General features: G+C 60.5%; 11 protein-coding genes, 1 tRNA gene and 2 pseudogenes. 10 read left to right on the forward strand and 4 right to left on the reverse strand.

Annotation, left to right across the window (positions count from 1 at the left end; all coding sequences use genetic code 11):
* The first annotated feature begins 359 nt into the window (after positions 1-359).
* The 8 genes and pseudogenes from KY465_RS02005 to KY465_RS02040 form a co-directional block, all read left to right on the forward strand.
* Positions 360-1262 carry a LysR family transcriptional regulator gene (locus KY465_RS02005; RefSeq protein ID WP_219157901.1) on the forward strand — a complete coding sequence of 301 codons (903 nt, stop codon included), beginning with the start codon at positions 360-362 and terminating at the stop codon, positions 1260-1262.
* A 94-nt stretch (positions 1263-1356) separates the two neighbouring features.
* The gene (locus KY465_RS02010; RefSeq protein ID WP_428982937.1) at positions 1357-3450 is read left to right on the forward strand and encodes a hydantoinase/oxoprolinase family protein; all 2094 of its coding nucleotides are present in this window, start codon (positions 1357-1359) and stop codon (positions 3448-3450) included.
* Complete coding sequence (locus tag KY465_RS02015; RefSeq protein ID WP_219200734.1) at positions 3447-5156, forward strand: hydantoinase B/oxoprolinase family protein; 1710 nt, start codon at positions 3447-3449, stop codon at positions 5154-5156. Before KY465_RS02010 ends, KY465_RS02015 begins: the two co-directional genes overlap by 4 nt.
* Positions 5153-6364 (forward strand): NAD(P)/FAD-dependent oxidoreductase, encoded by a 1212-nt coding sequence (locus KY465_RS02020; protein WP_219157905.1) that lies wholly within the window; start codon positions 5153-5155, stop codon positions 6362-6364. Before KY465_RS02015 ends, KY465_RS02020 begins: the two co-directional genes overlap by 4 nt.
* On the forward strand, positions 6364-7137 hold the full coding sequence (locus KY465_RS02025; RefSeq protein WP_219157907.1) for an HpcH/HpaI aldolase family protein: 774 nt from the start codon (positions 6364-6366) through the stop codon (positions 7135-7137). The genes KY465_RS02020 and KY465_RS02025 overlap by 1 nt, the downstream gene beginning before the upstream one ends.
* A complete protein-coding gene (locus tag KY465_RS02030; protein ID WP_219157910.1) occupies positions 7134-8348 on the forward strand; it encodes a pyridoxal phosphate-dependent aminotransferase in 1215 nt (404 codons plus the stop codon). The genes KY465_RS02025 and KY465_RS02030 overlap by 4 nt, the downstream gene beginning before the upstream one ends.
* The gene (locus KY465_RS02035; RefSeq protein WP_219157911.1) at positions 8345-9184 is read left to right on the forward strand and encodes an NAD-dependent epimerase/dehydratase family protein; all 840 of its coding nucleotides are present in this window, start codon (positions 8345-8347) and stop codon (positions 9182-9184) included. The genes KY465_RS02030 and KY465_RS02035 overlap by 4 nt, the downstream gene beginning before the upstream one ends.
* A gap of 4 nt (positions 9185-9188) precedes the next feature.
* Positions 9189-9626 (forward strand): annotated as a pseudogene (locus KY465_RS02040) (SDR family NAD(P)-dependent oxidoreductase); the annotation flags it as partial.
* Positions 9627-9682: 56 nt separating this feature from the next.
* Here KY465_RS02040 and KY465_RS18590 read toward each other — a convergent pair.
* Positions 9683-9874 (reverse strand): annotated as a pseudogene (locus tag KY465_RS18590) (D-Ala-D-Ala carboxypeptidase family metallohydrolase); the annotation flags it as partial.
* Between the two features lie 41 nt (positions 9875-9915).
* On the opposite strand from KY465_RS18590, the gene KY465_RS02045 reads away from it, so the two are divergent.
* Positions 9916-10521, forward strand: coding sequence for a hypothetical protein (locus tag KY465_RS02045; protein WP_219157916.1), 606 nt, complete (start codon positions 9916-9918; stop codon positions 10519-10521).
* 314 nt (positions 10522-10835) lie between these two features.
* On the opposite strand, the gene KY465_RS02050 is transcribed toward KY465_RS02045, so the two are convergent.
* A tRNA-Ile gene (locus KY465_RS02050) sits at positions 10836-10910 on the reverse strand.
* Between the two features lie 240 nt (positions 10911-11150).
* Between KY465_RS02050 and KY465_RS02055 the strand changes: the two genes are divergently transcribed.
* Complete coding sequence (locus tag KY465_RS02055) at positions 11151-11915, forward strand: SIMPL domain-containing protein (protein ID WP_219157918.1); 765 nt, start codon at positions 11151-11153, stop codon at positions 11913-11915.
* A 99-nt stretch (positions 11916-12014) separates the two neighbouring features.
* Here the strand turns inward: KY465_RS02055 and KY465_RS02060 are convergent, their stop codons facing one another.
* Both KY465_RS02060 and KY465_RS02065 read right to left on the reverse strand, forming a co-directional pair.
* Positions 12015-12347 carry a hypothetical protein gene (locus KY465_RS02060; protein WP_219157920.1) on the reverse strand — a complete coding sequence of 111 codons (333 nt, stop codon included), beginning with the start codon at positions 12345-12347 and terminating at the stop codon, positions 12015-12017.
* A gap of 148 nt (positions 12348-12495) precedes the next feature.
* Positions 12496-12912 (reverse strand): nuclear transport factor 2 family protein, encoded by a 417-nt coding sequence (locus tag KY465_RS02065; protein WP_219157922.1) that lies wholly within the window; start codon positions 12910-12912, stop codon positions 12496-12498.
* Positions 12913-13043 lie beyond the last annotated feature (131 nt).

Below are 13043 nucleotides of genomic sequence, written 5' to 3' on the forward strand. Positions count from 1 at the left end.
GACTGCGGTCGAACCTTCTCTGCCGCTAACCCATTGATTTTAATTTTGATATGATCACTCCTACCCTCCAAGCGAATAGCAACGGTTCCCTCACCGCACGCTGCAATCTCGATACCGATCAGATTCCGTCTGCCTGAGGCCAGTAGTTGGCGGCGTGGAGTCTGCCCTAGGCGGCCATTCGCTGGGCGCCGTCTCAAGGATAATGATGCGGAACAAAGCCGACCTCTCATTCGGAATTCGTAGCGTCTGCTGTTGGCCCATCGCGACAATGATCGCTTGTCAGAACGTGCGGCAGTTCATGCCAGTTGCGTACGGCGAAGTGTCATGCATGATCGTGAAAACTGATCCTGTAGGACGCAATGATAAAAAGTCAGATCACCCTAAAGCAACTCGAAGCTTTTGCCTTTGTCGTGGACACTGGCACCTTCCGAGCCGCCGCAACTGCTCTCGGAACGACGCAGCCCAACATCTCGTCGCGGATTGCAGCACTTGAAACGGCTTTGGATGTTGCGCTTCTCTACCGCGATGCAGGTTCCGTACGCCTGACCGAGAAGGGTCGGGAGCTCCTCGCTCTAACAAGAGATATTCTTCGCGCTGGAGAAGCCCTGTTGGAAGCAGCGGGACGGCAAGAGTTGATCGAAGAACGCCTTCGGCTTGGTGTCACCGAACTTGTCGCTTGCACATGGCTGCAAACGTTCCTGCGGTGCCTGCGACAGGAGTACCCAAACCTGCGCGTCGAGTTGGAGGTCGATCTATCCCATCAGATTGAAGAGCGTCTGCGCGAGGGGCGGATCGATCTGGCGCTGCAGAACGGTCCCTTTGCATTCCAGGCCACCGGCGAACAAGCGTTGTCCGAGGAACCGTATGTTTGGGTCGCCAACACGGACATAGCGAACGAGCTGGCAGGCGGGACATCGGTCGCACGTTTTTTTGACAAAGCCGTCTTGACCCATGCCCGTCATACCAGCGCGGCACGGGCGCTGCACGAGTTGGCTGCCACGGGTGGCCATGATGCGGGCAAGATCATTCACTCAAGTGCTCTGTCCGCGTGTCTTCCCATGGTCAATGAAGGCTTGGGGGTTGCGTTGCTGCCCTGGTCCCTGGTCTCGGAGGAGATGAAAGACGGACGTTTGCAGTCTCTCAAGTCGGATTGGATCGCGCCACCGCTTTCGTTTTCTGCCCGTTTCAACGCGGATCGTGCACCGCGCTTCGTTGCCAAGGCTTGTGAGATTGCAGCATCCGTACGGCCAGCGAACGCATAAGATAACGCAAATTTATCGGGTGTAGAAAATCTATTGATTTGATTTCTACTACCCCGCGGGGCGTAATGCAGCGAATTCAGGTGCTGCAGTGGAGATCGTAATGAAGGCCGAATCTATTCGTATGGGCGTCGACATTGGTGGCACGTTCACGGATGTCGTCCTCGAAAAGGGCTGTGAACAGCATTCCACAAAGGTCCTGACGACCTATGCTGCGCCGGAAAACGCCATCATCGACGGTATGCATCAGGTTTGCGCCAAGGCTGGTGTGGATCCCTCAGCCATTGAGCAGATCATTCACGGAACAACTCTGGCCACCAATGCGCTGATCGAACGGCGCGGGGCCAAAACCGCGTTGATCACCACGGAAGGCTTCCGTGATGTGATCGAGATGCGCACCGAGAGCCGGTTTGAACAATACGACCTGAACCTGAACCTGCCTGATCCACTGTTGCCGCGTCAGATGCGTTTCACTGTCCCAGGACGGGTGAACGCCAAGGGCGAAATACTCGTCGATCTTGATCGCGCGGATGTCGAGGCCGTGGTGGACCGGATCGCGGAAGCGGGGTTCGAAAGCGTCGCCGTGGGGCTCATCCACTCGTATCTGAACCCCACCCATGAAGAGTTGGTGCGAGACGTGCTGGCTGAAAGGCTGCCCGATGTGGCGGTGTCGATCTCTTCGGAAGTCTCGCCCCAGATGCGGGAATACGAGCGGTTCAATACGGTTGTGGCGAATGCTTATATCAAGCCTTTGATGGCCTCTTACTTGGGTCGGCTTGAGGATCGTCTGCACGGCGAAGGTGTGAACTGCCGCATCTTTCTGATGCATTCCGGCGGTGGGATCATTTCGATCCAGAACGCCGCAGATTTCCCGGTGCGCCTGGTGGAAAGCGGACCGGCGGGTGGGGCGGTCTTCGCGGCCCATATCGCGGCCCGCTATGGTCTGGACAAGGTGCTGTCCTTCGACATGGGCGGGACTACGGCCAAGATTTGCCTGATCAAGAACCAGACCCCCAAAACCAGCCGCGTATTCGAGGTGGCCCGCACTTATCGCTTCAAGAAGGGGTCGGGCATGCCGATTTCGATCCCGGTGATCGACATGGTTGAAATTGGTGCGGGCGGCGGATCACTGGCCCATGTGGACGGAATGCGGCAAATCCGCGTCGGCCCTGAAAGCGCCGGGTCCGAGCCGGGCCCCGCCTGTTATGGGCGTGGCGGCACGCGACCGGGTGTTACAGATGCTGATCTTGTGCTGGGCAAGTTGGACCCGGACAATTTTGCTGGTGGTTCGATCACCCTGCATCCCGATCAATCGGAACAAGCATTGAGCATGCATGTCGGTGACACTCTGGACATGGACGCGGTCGAAGCCGCCTTTGGTGTGGCCGAGGTGGTAGACGAAAACATGGCCAATGCGGCGCGGGTTCACGCCGTTGAGAACGGCGAGGACCTGAGCGAATACACCATGATCGCCTTTGGCGGCGCCGCCCCGCTGCATGCGGGGCGTCTTTGCGAAAAGCTTGGGGTTGAGCGGCTGTTGGTACCGCCAGGGGCTGGGGTTGGCTCTGCCATCGGCTTCCTGCGCGCGCCGTTCAGCTTCGAGGCCAACCGGTCTGTCTACATGAAGCTGAGCGACTTTGACGGCGAGAAGATCAGAAGTCTGCTGACTGATCTTCAGGCCGAGGCGACGGGCTTTGTCCGGACGTGCGACGAGGTCAGCCCGATCCTGTCGGAGTTCAAGGTCTACATGCGCTACACCGGTCAGGGCTGGGAAATCCCGATTGATCTGACCGAGGAACAGGCGATGAACCCCGATGCCGCTATCTTTGAAGCGCGGTTCGAGGAGGATTACACCAAGCTCTTTGGACGCCCCGTCGCAGGCATGGATATCGAGATCACTGTCTGGTCAGTGAATGCCACGACCCCGCCAGAGGAGGTATCACGTATCTCCGAGACCGAAGGTACTGCTCAAGTGGCTTTGAACGGGACCCGGCAGCTCTTCGATGCGGCCTCCAGCTCGTATCTCGATGCGCATGTCATTGACCGAAATTGCATGGAAGCGGGCCAAAGGGCGAATGGTCCGGCCGCAGTGACCGAGGCGGAAACAACGATCATTGTCCCGGCCAGCCGGGATGCCATTCGCCAGCCGGATGGCTGTATCGACGTGGTGACGAAGGGAGCAGCGCAATGAGCCAAGACCATTCTAAAGTCGCCTATCAGGTCATGTGGAACCGCCTGATTTCGGTCGTCGAAGAACAGGCGCAGGCCCTTGTCCGAACCGCGTTCTCCACCTCTGTCCGCGAAGCCGGGGACTTGTCGGCAGGCGTCTATGACACCCACGGCAACATGCTGGCGCAGGCGGTCACAGGAACACCGGGCCATGTCAACGCAATGGCCGACGCGGTGGCGCATTTCATTCGCCGGATTGGGCGACAAAACATGTTTGAAGGCGATGTCTACATCACCAATGACCCGTGGGAGGGCACGGGACACCTGCATGACATCACCATGGTGACGCCGTCTTTCCACAAGGGCACGCTGGGGGGCTTCTTCGCCTGCACAGCCCACATCGTAGACATCGGCGGGCGCGGCTTTGGCGCGGATGCGCAGAGTGTCTATGAGGAAGGTCTGTACATCCCGATCATGAAGTTCGCTGATCGTGGTGTGGTCGATGAAACACTTGTCCGCATCATCAGGGGCAACGTCCGGGAACCAGACCAGCTGATCGGTGACATCTATGCGCTGGCAACCTGCAATGAGATCGGACACCGCCGCCTGATCGAAATGATGGAAGAGTTCGCCCTCGACCATCTGGACGGCATCGCGGAGTTCATTCTGGACAATTCGCGCCGAGCTACAATCGAGGCGATCGCGGCTCTGCCGCAGACCTCGGCCACGGGCGAGATGACAATGGACGGCTTTGATGTGCCGATTACGCTGAAGGTGAAGGTCAGCGTGGAAAGTGATCGGATCGTCACCGACTTCACGGGAACGTCCGGCCTCGACAAGAAGGGCATCAACTGCCCGCTTGTCTACACCAAGGCTTACGCCTGCTATGCGCTCAAGGTGGCGATTGCGCCGGAGATACCGAACAACGCAGCCTCGCTTGCGCCGTTTGAAATCGCAGCACCCGAAAACTCCATCGTCAACGCGCTGCACCCTGCTCCGGTCGCCCTGCGTCACATCGTCGGACACTTCGTGCCGGATGCGGTCTACGACGCCTTTGACAAGATCGTGCCGGGTCTGGTGCCCGCTGAAGGCGCCGGATGTCTGTGCAACTTCCAGGTCAGCCTGCGTCCGCGCAGCGACGCACCTGCCCCCGCGGATGCGCGCAGGTCCGAAGTCTTGACCTTTAATTCCGGCGGATCCGGCGCACGGCCCGAGCACGATGGCATGAACGCCACGGCCTTCCCATCGGGCGTGATGACGATGCCCATCGAGGCCACCGAACACGCGGGCCCGGTCATCATCTGGCGCAAGGAATTGCGCCCCGACAGCGGCGGCGCGGGCAAGACGCGCGGCGGTTTGGGGCAATACATGGAAGTCGGCGCACAGGAAGGCCACGAGTTCGATATTCAGGCCATGTTCGACCGCAGCCAGCACCCGGCGAGGGGTCGCCGTGGCGGCTTGAGCGGCGCACCAACAACGATTGCCCAGGACGATGGATCGGCGATGCGGGTCAAGGGCAAGCAGTTCGTGCCTCACGGCCGCAAGGTGGTGATGGCCTTCCCCGGTGGCGCGGGCTACGGCGATCCGGCGGAGCGTCCCAAAACCCAAGTGAAACGGGATCTGGCGCGGGGATATATTTCTGAAGACACGGCTCGGACGGCCTATGGATTGTCCGCCGAGGACATCGCGGCGGTTCAATCTGCCGTCGCAAGGGGGGAACAGATATGAGCAACCAAAGCCCAACACGGCAAACCTATGACGTGATCATCATCGGAGGCGCCATGATGGGCGCCTCGACTGCTTGGTTCCTGTCCGACAACAAGGATTTCGATGGCTCGGTCCTCGTCGTCGAACGGGATATGACCTATGAGAATTGCTCGACCACGCACACAAACTCCTGCATGCGGCAGCAATTCTCGACCGAATTGAACGTGCGGATCAGCCAGTTTGCCGCCGACTTCGTCAAGAACATCCGCAGCTATATGGGCGGCGATGACCGCGTGCCGGAGCTTGGTATCCGCTCCTTTGGCTACATGTACTTTGCCGACAACGAAGACTTTGCCGATGTGCTGCGCGAAAGCCAGCAGGTGCAACGGGCGGCTGGTGCTGCAACCCAGCTTATGACAGCCGAAGAGATCAAAACCGCTTACCCCTTCTACAATGTGGACGACATCGTGCTTGGGTCCATCAACCTTGTGGACGAAGGCTATTGGGACGGTGCCGCTGTCAACGACTGGTGGCGACGTCAAAGCCGCGAACGTGGTGTCGAATGGGTCCAGAACGAAGTTGTGGCGATAACCCGCAACGCAGCTGGCACCCGCGTCGAAAGTGTCACTCTCGCATCAGGCGAAGTGATTGCCTGTGGTCAGGTCGTCAATGCCTCCGGCCCACGCGCGGCACGCACCGCCCAGATGGCAGGCATCGACGTGCCGGTGGAGCCGCGCAAACGCTATTCGTGGATCTTCAAAGCTGAGCAGCCGCTGGATCAGGACTTGCCGCTGACCATCGACCCCTCAGGTGTGCACGTCCGCGAAAACGGCGGGGGCACATATCAGTGCGGCGGGCATTCCGACTATGATCCGGCGGTGGATTTTGATGACTACGCGATGGATCACTCCATGTGGGAAAACCACGTCTGGCCGATCCTTGCGACCCGCATCCCGCAGTTCGAGGCGATCAAAGTGCAATCCGAATGGGGCGGTCACTATGCCATGAATACCTTTGATCACAATGCGATCATGGGGCCACACACAGAGCTTCCGAACTTCATCTTCCTCAATGGCTTCTCAGGCCACGGGCTGCAGCAGTCGCCTGCGATGGGGCGTGGCACGGCCGAGTGGCTGACCTACGGCGAATACCGCGCACTCGACATGACCCCGTTCAATTACGAGCGGATCCCGGCAAACAGGCCGATCATCGAAAAGGCCGTGATTTGATGAAGCTCCCCGCCAATCCCTTCACCCGTGCCATTGCAGCCGGTGAGAAACAAGTCGGCCTTTGGATCAGCCTGTGCAGCAACTTCGCCGCAGAGGTTGTATCGACCGCAGGATACGACTGGGCGCTGATCGACATGGAGCACAGCGCCAACGATTACTTCAGCGTGCTTGGTCAGCTTCAGGCGTTTGCGGCGTCCCCCACCACGGCCCTTGTGCGGGTGGAATGGAACGACGCGGTAGCGGTCAAGCGGCTGTTGGATCTGGGCGCGCCGGGCCTGTTGTTTCCCATGATCCAAACAGTAGAAGAGGCCAGACAAGCCGTTGCGGCGACGCGCTACCCGCCACACGGCGTTCGTGGCGTTTCTGGCGCGACCCGCGCAACGGCCTTCGGGCGCATCACCGATTATGTGGCTCGAGTTGAGGAAGAAACTGCCGTTCTCTTGCAGCTTGAAACCCGCGCGGCGGTAGAACAGGCCGAAGCGATTGGCGCGGTCGATGGCGTTAGCGGCATCTTCTTCGGGCCCGCGGACATCGCGGCCGATATTGGCAAACTCGGCAAGCCGAGGGACCCGGATGTCTGGGCCTTGATCAAGCCAGCGGCGCAAAAGCTGATTGCGAAAGGCATGCCGGTCGGCACCTTGGTCACCGACCCTGCCTTTGCGGCTGACCTTTTGAACGAGGGCTTCACCTTTGTGGCCATTGCGACAGACGCGGGGCTTTTGGCGCGGGCCGCCGATGCGGCCCTGAAGCAAACAAAAGGCGGGCTGCAATGAGTTTCGCCTCCTCGCGTCTTGCTCCGGTCAAACCGTCCGCCTCTGCCTGGGTCAGCCAGGCCGCAAAAGAGGCCAGGGCGCGCGGCGAAGATGTCATTGATCTTGGTCTTGGCGAGCCGGATTTCGACACACCTGACCACATCAAAGAGGCCGCGCATCAGGCGGCCCTACGTGGGGAGACAAAATATCCCCCGACGAATGGCACGCTCGTGATGCGGCAGGCCGTGGTTGACAAGTTCAAACGCGAAAACGCTCTGGACTACGCGCTGGACGAAGTGATCGTGTCAAACGGCGCCAAGCAGGTATTGTTCAACGCCTTCATGGCCACGTTGGAGCCGGGCGACGAGGTGCTGCTCTGCGCGCCCTATTTCGGTCAGTACAAGGACATCGTGCTTATTCTGGGCGGCGTGCCGGTGCCGCTGGAATGCCCGGCAGAGGCTGGCTTTCTCCTGACGCCTGATCAATTGCAAGGTGTCATCACGCCCAAGACCCGATGGCTGCTCCTGAACCAACCGTCAAACCCATCGGGTGCGGTCTATTCGGATGCCGAGATTACGGCACTGGGCGAGGTGCTGGCCGATCATGAGCGTGTGTTGGTCCTGTCGGACGAAATCTATGAGCACATCCTGTTTGACGGGCGCGTGTTCCGATCGTTTGCGGCGCTTTGCCCGGGTTTGAAAGACCGCACCCTGACGGTCAACGGCGTGTCCAAGGCCTATGCAATGACGGGTTGGCGCATTGGCTATGGTGCTGGGCACAAGGAACTGATCGCGGCGATGACCAAAGTGCAAAGTCAAATCTCGTCAGGCGCCTGCTCCATCGCCCAAGCGGCGGCCGCGGCCGCATTGGACGGGCCACAAGATGAGGTGCGTAGCTTTTGCCGGGCGTTCGAGGCGCGCCGTGATCTTGTGGTCGCGCGTGTGGCCCGGATCCCGGGCCTGACGCTCGCCGCACCGGGCGGCGCGTTTTATGGCCTGATCGGCTGCGCAGGTCTGATCGGGGCCAAGACCCCTCTGGGCGAAACGCTCACAAACGATACAGATGTCACAGCCTATCTTCTGAAGGCTGCAGGCGTCGCGGCCGTGCCCGGCAGCGTCTACGACCTTTCACCGTTTTTCCGAATTTCAACAGCGGCCTCGGAAGAGGTTCTAAACGATGCGATGGATCGCATTGCCCGCGCTGTTTCTGACCTCAAGGGACTGACTTCATGAAAAAGATCGTACTCACCGGCGCGGCAGGTCGCCTTGGTTCCTATTTACGCGAGCCACTTTCGAAGATGTGCGAAGACTTCGTCTCCTCGGATATTGCGGACAGCGTCACCAACCTTGCTGCGAATGAAACCTATGTGAAAGCCGATATCACCGATCTAGACGCCATGGTTGCGCTTCTGGAAAGCGCAGACATGGTGGTGCATTTCGGTGCGGTCGGCGACGAAGCCCCGATGGAAGTGCTTTGGGGGCCGAACTTCTACGGCGCCTATACTGTGTGGGAGGCTGCGTATCGCAACAAGCTGCGCCGCGTGGTCTATGCCTCGTCCATCCACGCGGTGGGCATGCACAAGAAGACGGATTTCATCGGCATCGACGCGCCGCACAAGCCCGACACGTTCTACGGCCTTGCCAAATGTTTCGCCGAAGACCTCGCCTCTCTCTACTGGGACAAGCGCAGATTGGAATCCGTCTGCATGCGCATCCTGTCTTGCGCGCAGCCAACCAATTCCCGCGCTGTGGGCACCTGGCTCAGCTATGATGATCTGATCCACATGGTGGAACGCGCGATCACCACGCCCATCACTGGCTTCAGCGTGGTCTATGGTGTGTCGAACAACGATCGTGCGCCTGTGGACAACGCTAAGGCGCAACACTTGGGCTACCGCCCAAAGGACAACGCCGAGCAATTCGCTGCAGAAATCTATGCCTCAGATGGCCCGCTCGACCTCCACGACCCCGCCAACACCCACCACGGCGGCCCATTTGCAGCCGTGGAGTTGGGCAATAGCGGCGTGGCCCATCTGAACCTCAGCACAGACGATACCGGAAAGGACTAAGCATATGGAAAAAGTTGCACTGATTACCGCTGGCGGATCAGGTATGGGCGCAGATAGCGCACGTGCCTTGGCCGCGGATGGTTTCAAGGTTGGGATTCTGTCTTCCTCCGGCAAAGGCGAAGCCCTTGCCAAAGAACTTGGCGGTGTCGGCATCACAGGCACCAACAAATCTGACGAAGACCTGCAAAAGCTGGTCGATGCGGCCATGACCCACTGGGGCCGTGTCGACGTTTTGGTGAACTCCGCCGGTCATGGACCGCGCGCACCGGTGTTGGAGCTCACCGATGAGGACTGGCACGAAGGGATGGAAGTCTACTTCCTGAACGCGGTGCGCCCGTCGCGCCTTGTTACACCGATCATGCAAAAACAGGGTGGCGGTGCGATCATCAACATTTCGACCTTTGCCGCGTTTGAGCCCAACCCGGTGTTTCCAACCTCGGCCGCACCGTTCATGTGCTTCGACCGAGTCGCGCCGCCGACGGCGCGGTTGTGCTCTGGGCTGCGATAGGCGGAGCGCACGATCAGCGGCTTGCCCAGCCGGTCGCGCAACGCCTGCAGCTTGTCGAGCGCGGGTTCGTTGACAAGCAGCTTGCCGGTGCCGCGGCAGGCGATCTCGGCGGGCGAGAAGTTGGTCCAGCGCCAGGCGCTTTCCGGCACGTCGCGCCAATGGTCGTAAAAGGTCGGGGTCATTCAGGCGCCTACTTGAAGACAAGAGCAAGATCGCCGGCCAGTTGGAAACCGCTGGCATCGGCAGTCACGTCACGAGTGTGATCGCGAAGGCAGGACAGCAACTCGCGAACTACGAGCGCGCTGGGAACGCCGGGAAAGGCGCGATTCTGCGCCAGTTCATTGAGCGCGTGGACCTTGCGAAGGACAGAATCACCATCACGTGGAACTTCCGACGATTGGTCGACGAAGCGGACGACCCAAACTTGTCACAGGCCGGAAAGCCAGATCGCGAACATTCTTCGCTTCGATATGAGGTTGTCTTGCCGATCGCACTTAAGCGGCGCGGAGTAGAAGCCAAAGTCATCCTCGCCAACGGGGAATCGTCCTCCGCCAAACCTGATCCATCGCTGATCCAGCTGATCGCCAAGGCCCATTGCTATCTTGCGAGGCTCACCGATAGTTCCGGACGCAGTCTGAGTGAGGTGGCCCGGCGCTTCGACACCGACCTTTCGGAAGTAAGCCGCATCCTGCCGCTCGCATTCCTGGCCCCGGCGCTCACCACCGCGATCCTGGCCGGGAAGCATCCAGCATCGCTGACCACGCAACGGCTGCTCCGCATGTCGGACTTGCCACTCGACTGGCGGACGCAGTCAGAACGCTTCCCCTGATTGATTTCTTACCTCCGCGAAGTATTGGCCTCAATCGCCTGGTCCTTCCTCCATGTCGCCGCCTCATCATTCGCCGCAGACATTGCCGATGCGAGGAATGGAACATCCGACCATCGCGGCGATGCACCCTGCATCGTTGTTGTCGTCACTTGGACATGGAACTTGGCGAACTGAGACACTCGGTCGGAAGTCCGGCGAAATCCCCCAGAAGTCTGCGTATGCGCCAAGAGAGACGGCGCATTGCGCTGATAAACCGCTGAATTTTATGCGGATTTTCGAGACACCCCAAGAGCACCGGTTTCCGGTGGACTGGGTGGTGGGCCCGGAGGGATTCGAACCCCCAACCAAGCGGTTATGAGCCGCCGGCTCTACCATTGAGCTACAGGCCCGAGCGGAATGGCGATGTGCTGGAAACGCCCCCTCTCGTCGACAGGCGATGTAGACGAAATAGTGGCCGCCGACAAGCCGCCGACCCGGGAGCGAAAAGAGTGGCCCGTCCTTCTCCGGCCCGGGCGGAGGCGTTTTGCGCAAACCGCTCCGGAAGATCACCGCCTCCATGCGCCGTATTGCGCCCACAATCACGCGCCAAGTCTGACCCGTTCTGACATTTTCGCGCCAATGGAGACCGCATGACACGCAAAACCGCACTTATCCTTCATCGTCCCGCCCGCTGGATCCCGGCGGCCGCGATTGCCATCGCCGCGGCGCTGGCCCTGAGCCAACCGGCGCTCGCCAATGATGCCGCAGTGGAGCCCGGCATCATCTTGGTGTCGGCGGAGGGCAGCGCCCAGACGGTCCCCGACATGGCAGTGATCCAGTTGACGGTTATGCGCCAGGCCGAGACGGCGCGCGCCGCGCTCGACGCCAGCAATGCCGCCATGCAGGACGTGCTGGCCGCCATGAAGCAGGCCGGCATCGCCGACCGCGATCTGCAGACTTCGGATTTTTCCATCCAGCCGCAATGGAACTATCATCGCAACCGCGACGAGCCCGAGACCCCGCCCACCATTGTCGGCTACCAGGTCTCGAACGGCCTGACGGTGCGCATTCGCGAACTCGACAATCTCGGCAGGATCCTCGACGAATCCATCAGCCTCGGCGTCAACCAGGGCGGCCAGATCATGTTCACCAATGATGATCCGGAGGCCACGCTAAGCGAAGCGCGCCGCAATGCCATCGCCAAGGCGACGAAGAAAGCCTCCGAGATGGCGGCTGCCGCCGGCGTTGCGCTTGGCCGCATCACCCAGATCAGCGAACAGGCCGGCGCCCGCCCGCCAATGCCGCTGATGCGTGCCGAAATGGCGATGGCCAAGGACGCCGGCGCCGTCCCGGTTGCTACCGGCGAGAACAGCTACCAGGTCACGGTGCAGATGAGCTGGGAGATCGATCAGTAGCTCTGCGCGTCAGGCGTATAAGCGGATCGCCCCCACATCCACGCAATAAAAAACCCCGAAGCGGCAGCTTCGGGGTTTTTGATCGACAAACGCATGCCGTTAGCGCCGGGCAATGACCGGGCAACGGCGGGTATTGGCGAACACCGCCTGCACACGATGACCACGGCTGCGGCCTGCCACCTTCACAACGCGCCGGTTGGCGCGAACGATGCGCGCATGCCGGATGCCCATCCGGCGCGCCTTGCGCAGAGCCTTGTTCGGCGCGCAATAGCCACGCGCCGGCCGCGGCGCACGCCAGTGAGAGGAATGGTAGCCCGGACCCACGCCGAAGCTGAAACTGAAGCTCGATGCGGCCGCCGGGGCGACCGATGCGGACATGCCGGCGGTGGCCAGCGACACGGCGACAAGGGTGGTTTTGACAAAGTTCAACATGATTGGTTCTCCTTCGGTTCGGCTCGTGGACGAAACGCCCCTCCAGCAATCGGGAGACGACCCCGATCGACTGGAAGAAGGCTAACCCGCCCCGCCTGAACCCAAACAGAACCCCTCATTCATCTGGCATTCAGCTTGCCGGATGGCCTTAATGTCCGGAAACCTGCCGGCGCAACTCGACTGGGTTGAAGCGCAGCGACAGCCGGGACAACCCCGCATCCTCGGCCTCGCAGAACACTCCCGCCGCGAGCGCATAGTCCTGCCCCGAGGCGGGCGGCAATTCATCGGCATCGGAGCGATAGCGCCCGCGCAGGGTGAACTCCGCTGCCGCCCGGGACCCGTTCTCGGTCGTCATGATGACGATATCGCCGACGCGCTCCTCGAACTGCTTCAAACGCTCCGCCAGCGCAAACCGAATCTGCCGCCGTCCGATCACCCGCTCGGAATTGGTGATATCCAAGGCCGCATCCTCGCCAAAACAGTCAAGCATGTCATCAATGTTGCGCGCACTGTAGGCGGCAAGAAAGCGGGAAATGAGATCGATGGTGACGTCCGGCATGGTCATCGGCAAGATCCTTGAGCTGCAACTTTACGAGCGCGCAGGCCGCGCACATCAAGCATATAGGACGGTGACTGCCGAAAACCCGAAATGTCCAGGGCCTGCTCGCAGGCCGACTCCGACCGCATCGCCGCAAC

The sequence above is a fragment of the Neohoeflea coraliihabitans genome (assembly GCF_019334345.1).
Classification (GTDB): Bacteria; Pseudomonadota; Alphaproteobacteria; order Rhizobiales; family Rhizobiaceae; genus Pseudohoeflea; species Pseudohoeflea coraliihabitans.

Coding starts and splice junctions, on each gene's coding strand:
- KY465_RS02005 (WP_219157901.1), top strand. CDS start 360: ATGATAAAAAGTCAGATCACCCTAAAGCAACTCGAAGCTTTTGCCTTT.
- KY465_RS02015 (WP_219200734.1), top strand. CDS start 3,447: ATGAGCCAAGACCATTCTAAAGTCGCCTATCAGGTCATGTGGAACCGC.
- KY465_RS02020 (WP_219157905.1), top strand. CDS start 5,153: ATGAGCAACCAAAGCCCAACACGGCAAACCTATGACGTGATCATCATC.
- KY465_RS02025 (WP_219157907.1), top strand. CDS start 6,364: ATGAAGCTCCCCGCCAATCCCTTCACCCGTGCCATTGCAGCCGGTGAG.
- KY465_RS02030 (WP_219157910.1), top strand. CDS start 7,134: ATGAGTTTCGCCTCCTCGCGTCTTGCTCCGGTCAAACCGTCCGCCTCT.
- KY465_RS02035 (WP_219157911.1), top strand. CDS start 8,345: ATGAAAAAGATCGTACTCACCGGCGCGGCAGGTCGCCTTGGTTCCTAT.
- KY465_RS02055 (WP_219157918.1), top strand. CDS start 11,151: ATGACACGCAAAACCGCACTTATCCTTCATCGTCCCGCCCGCTGGATC.
- KY465_RS02060 (WP_219157920.1), bottom strand. CDS start 12,347: ATGTTGAACTTTGTCAAAACCACCCTTGTCGCCGTGTCGCTGGCCACC.
- KY465_RS02065 (WP_219157922.1), bottom strand. CDS start 12,912: ATGACCATGCCGGACGTCACCATCGATCTCATTTCCCGCTTTCTTGCC.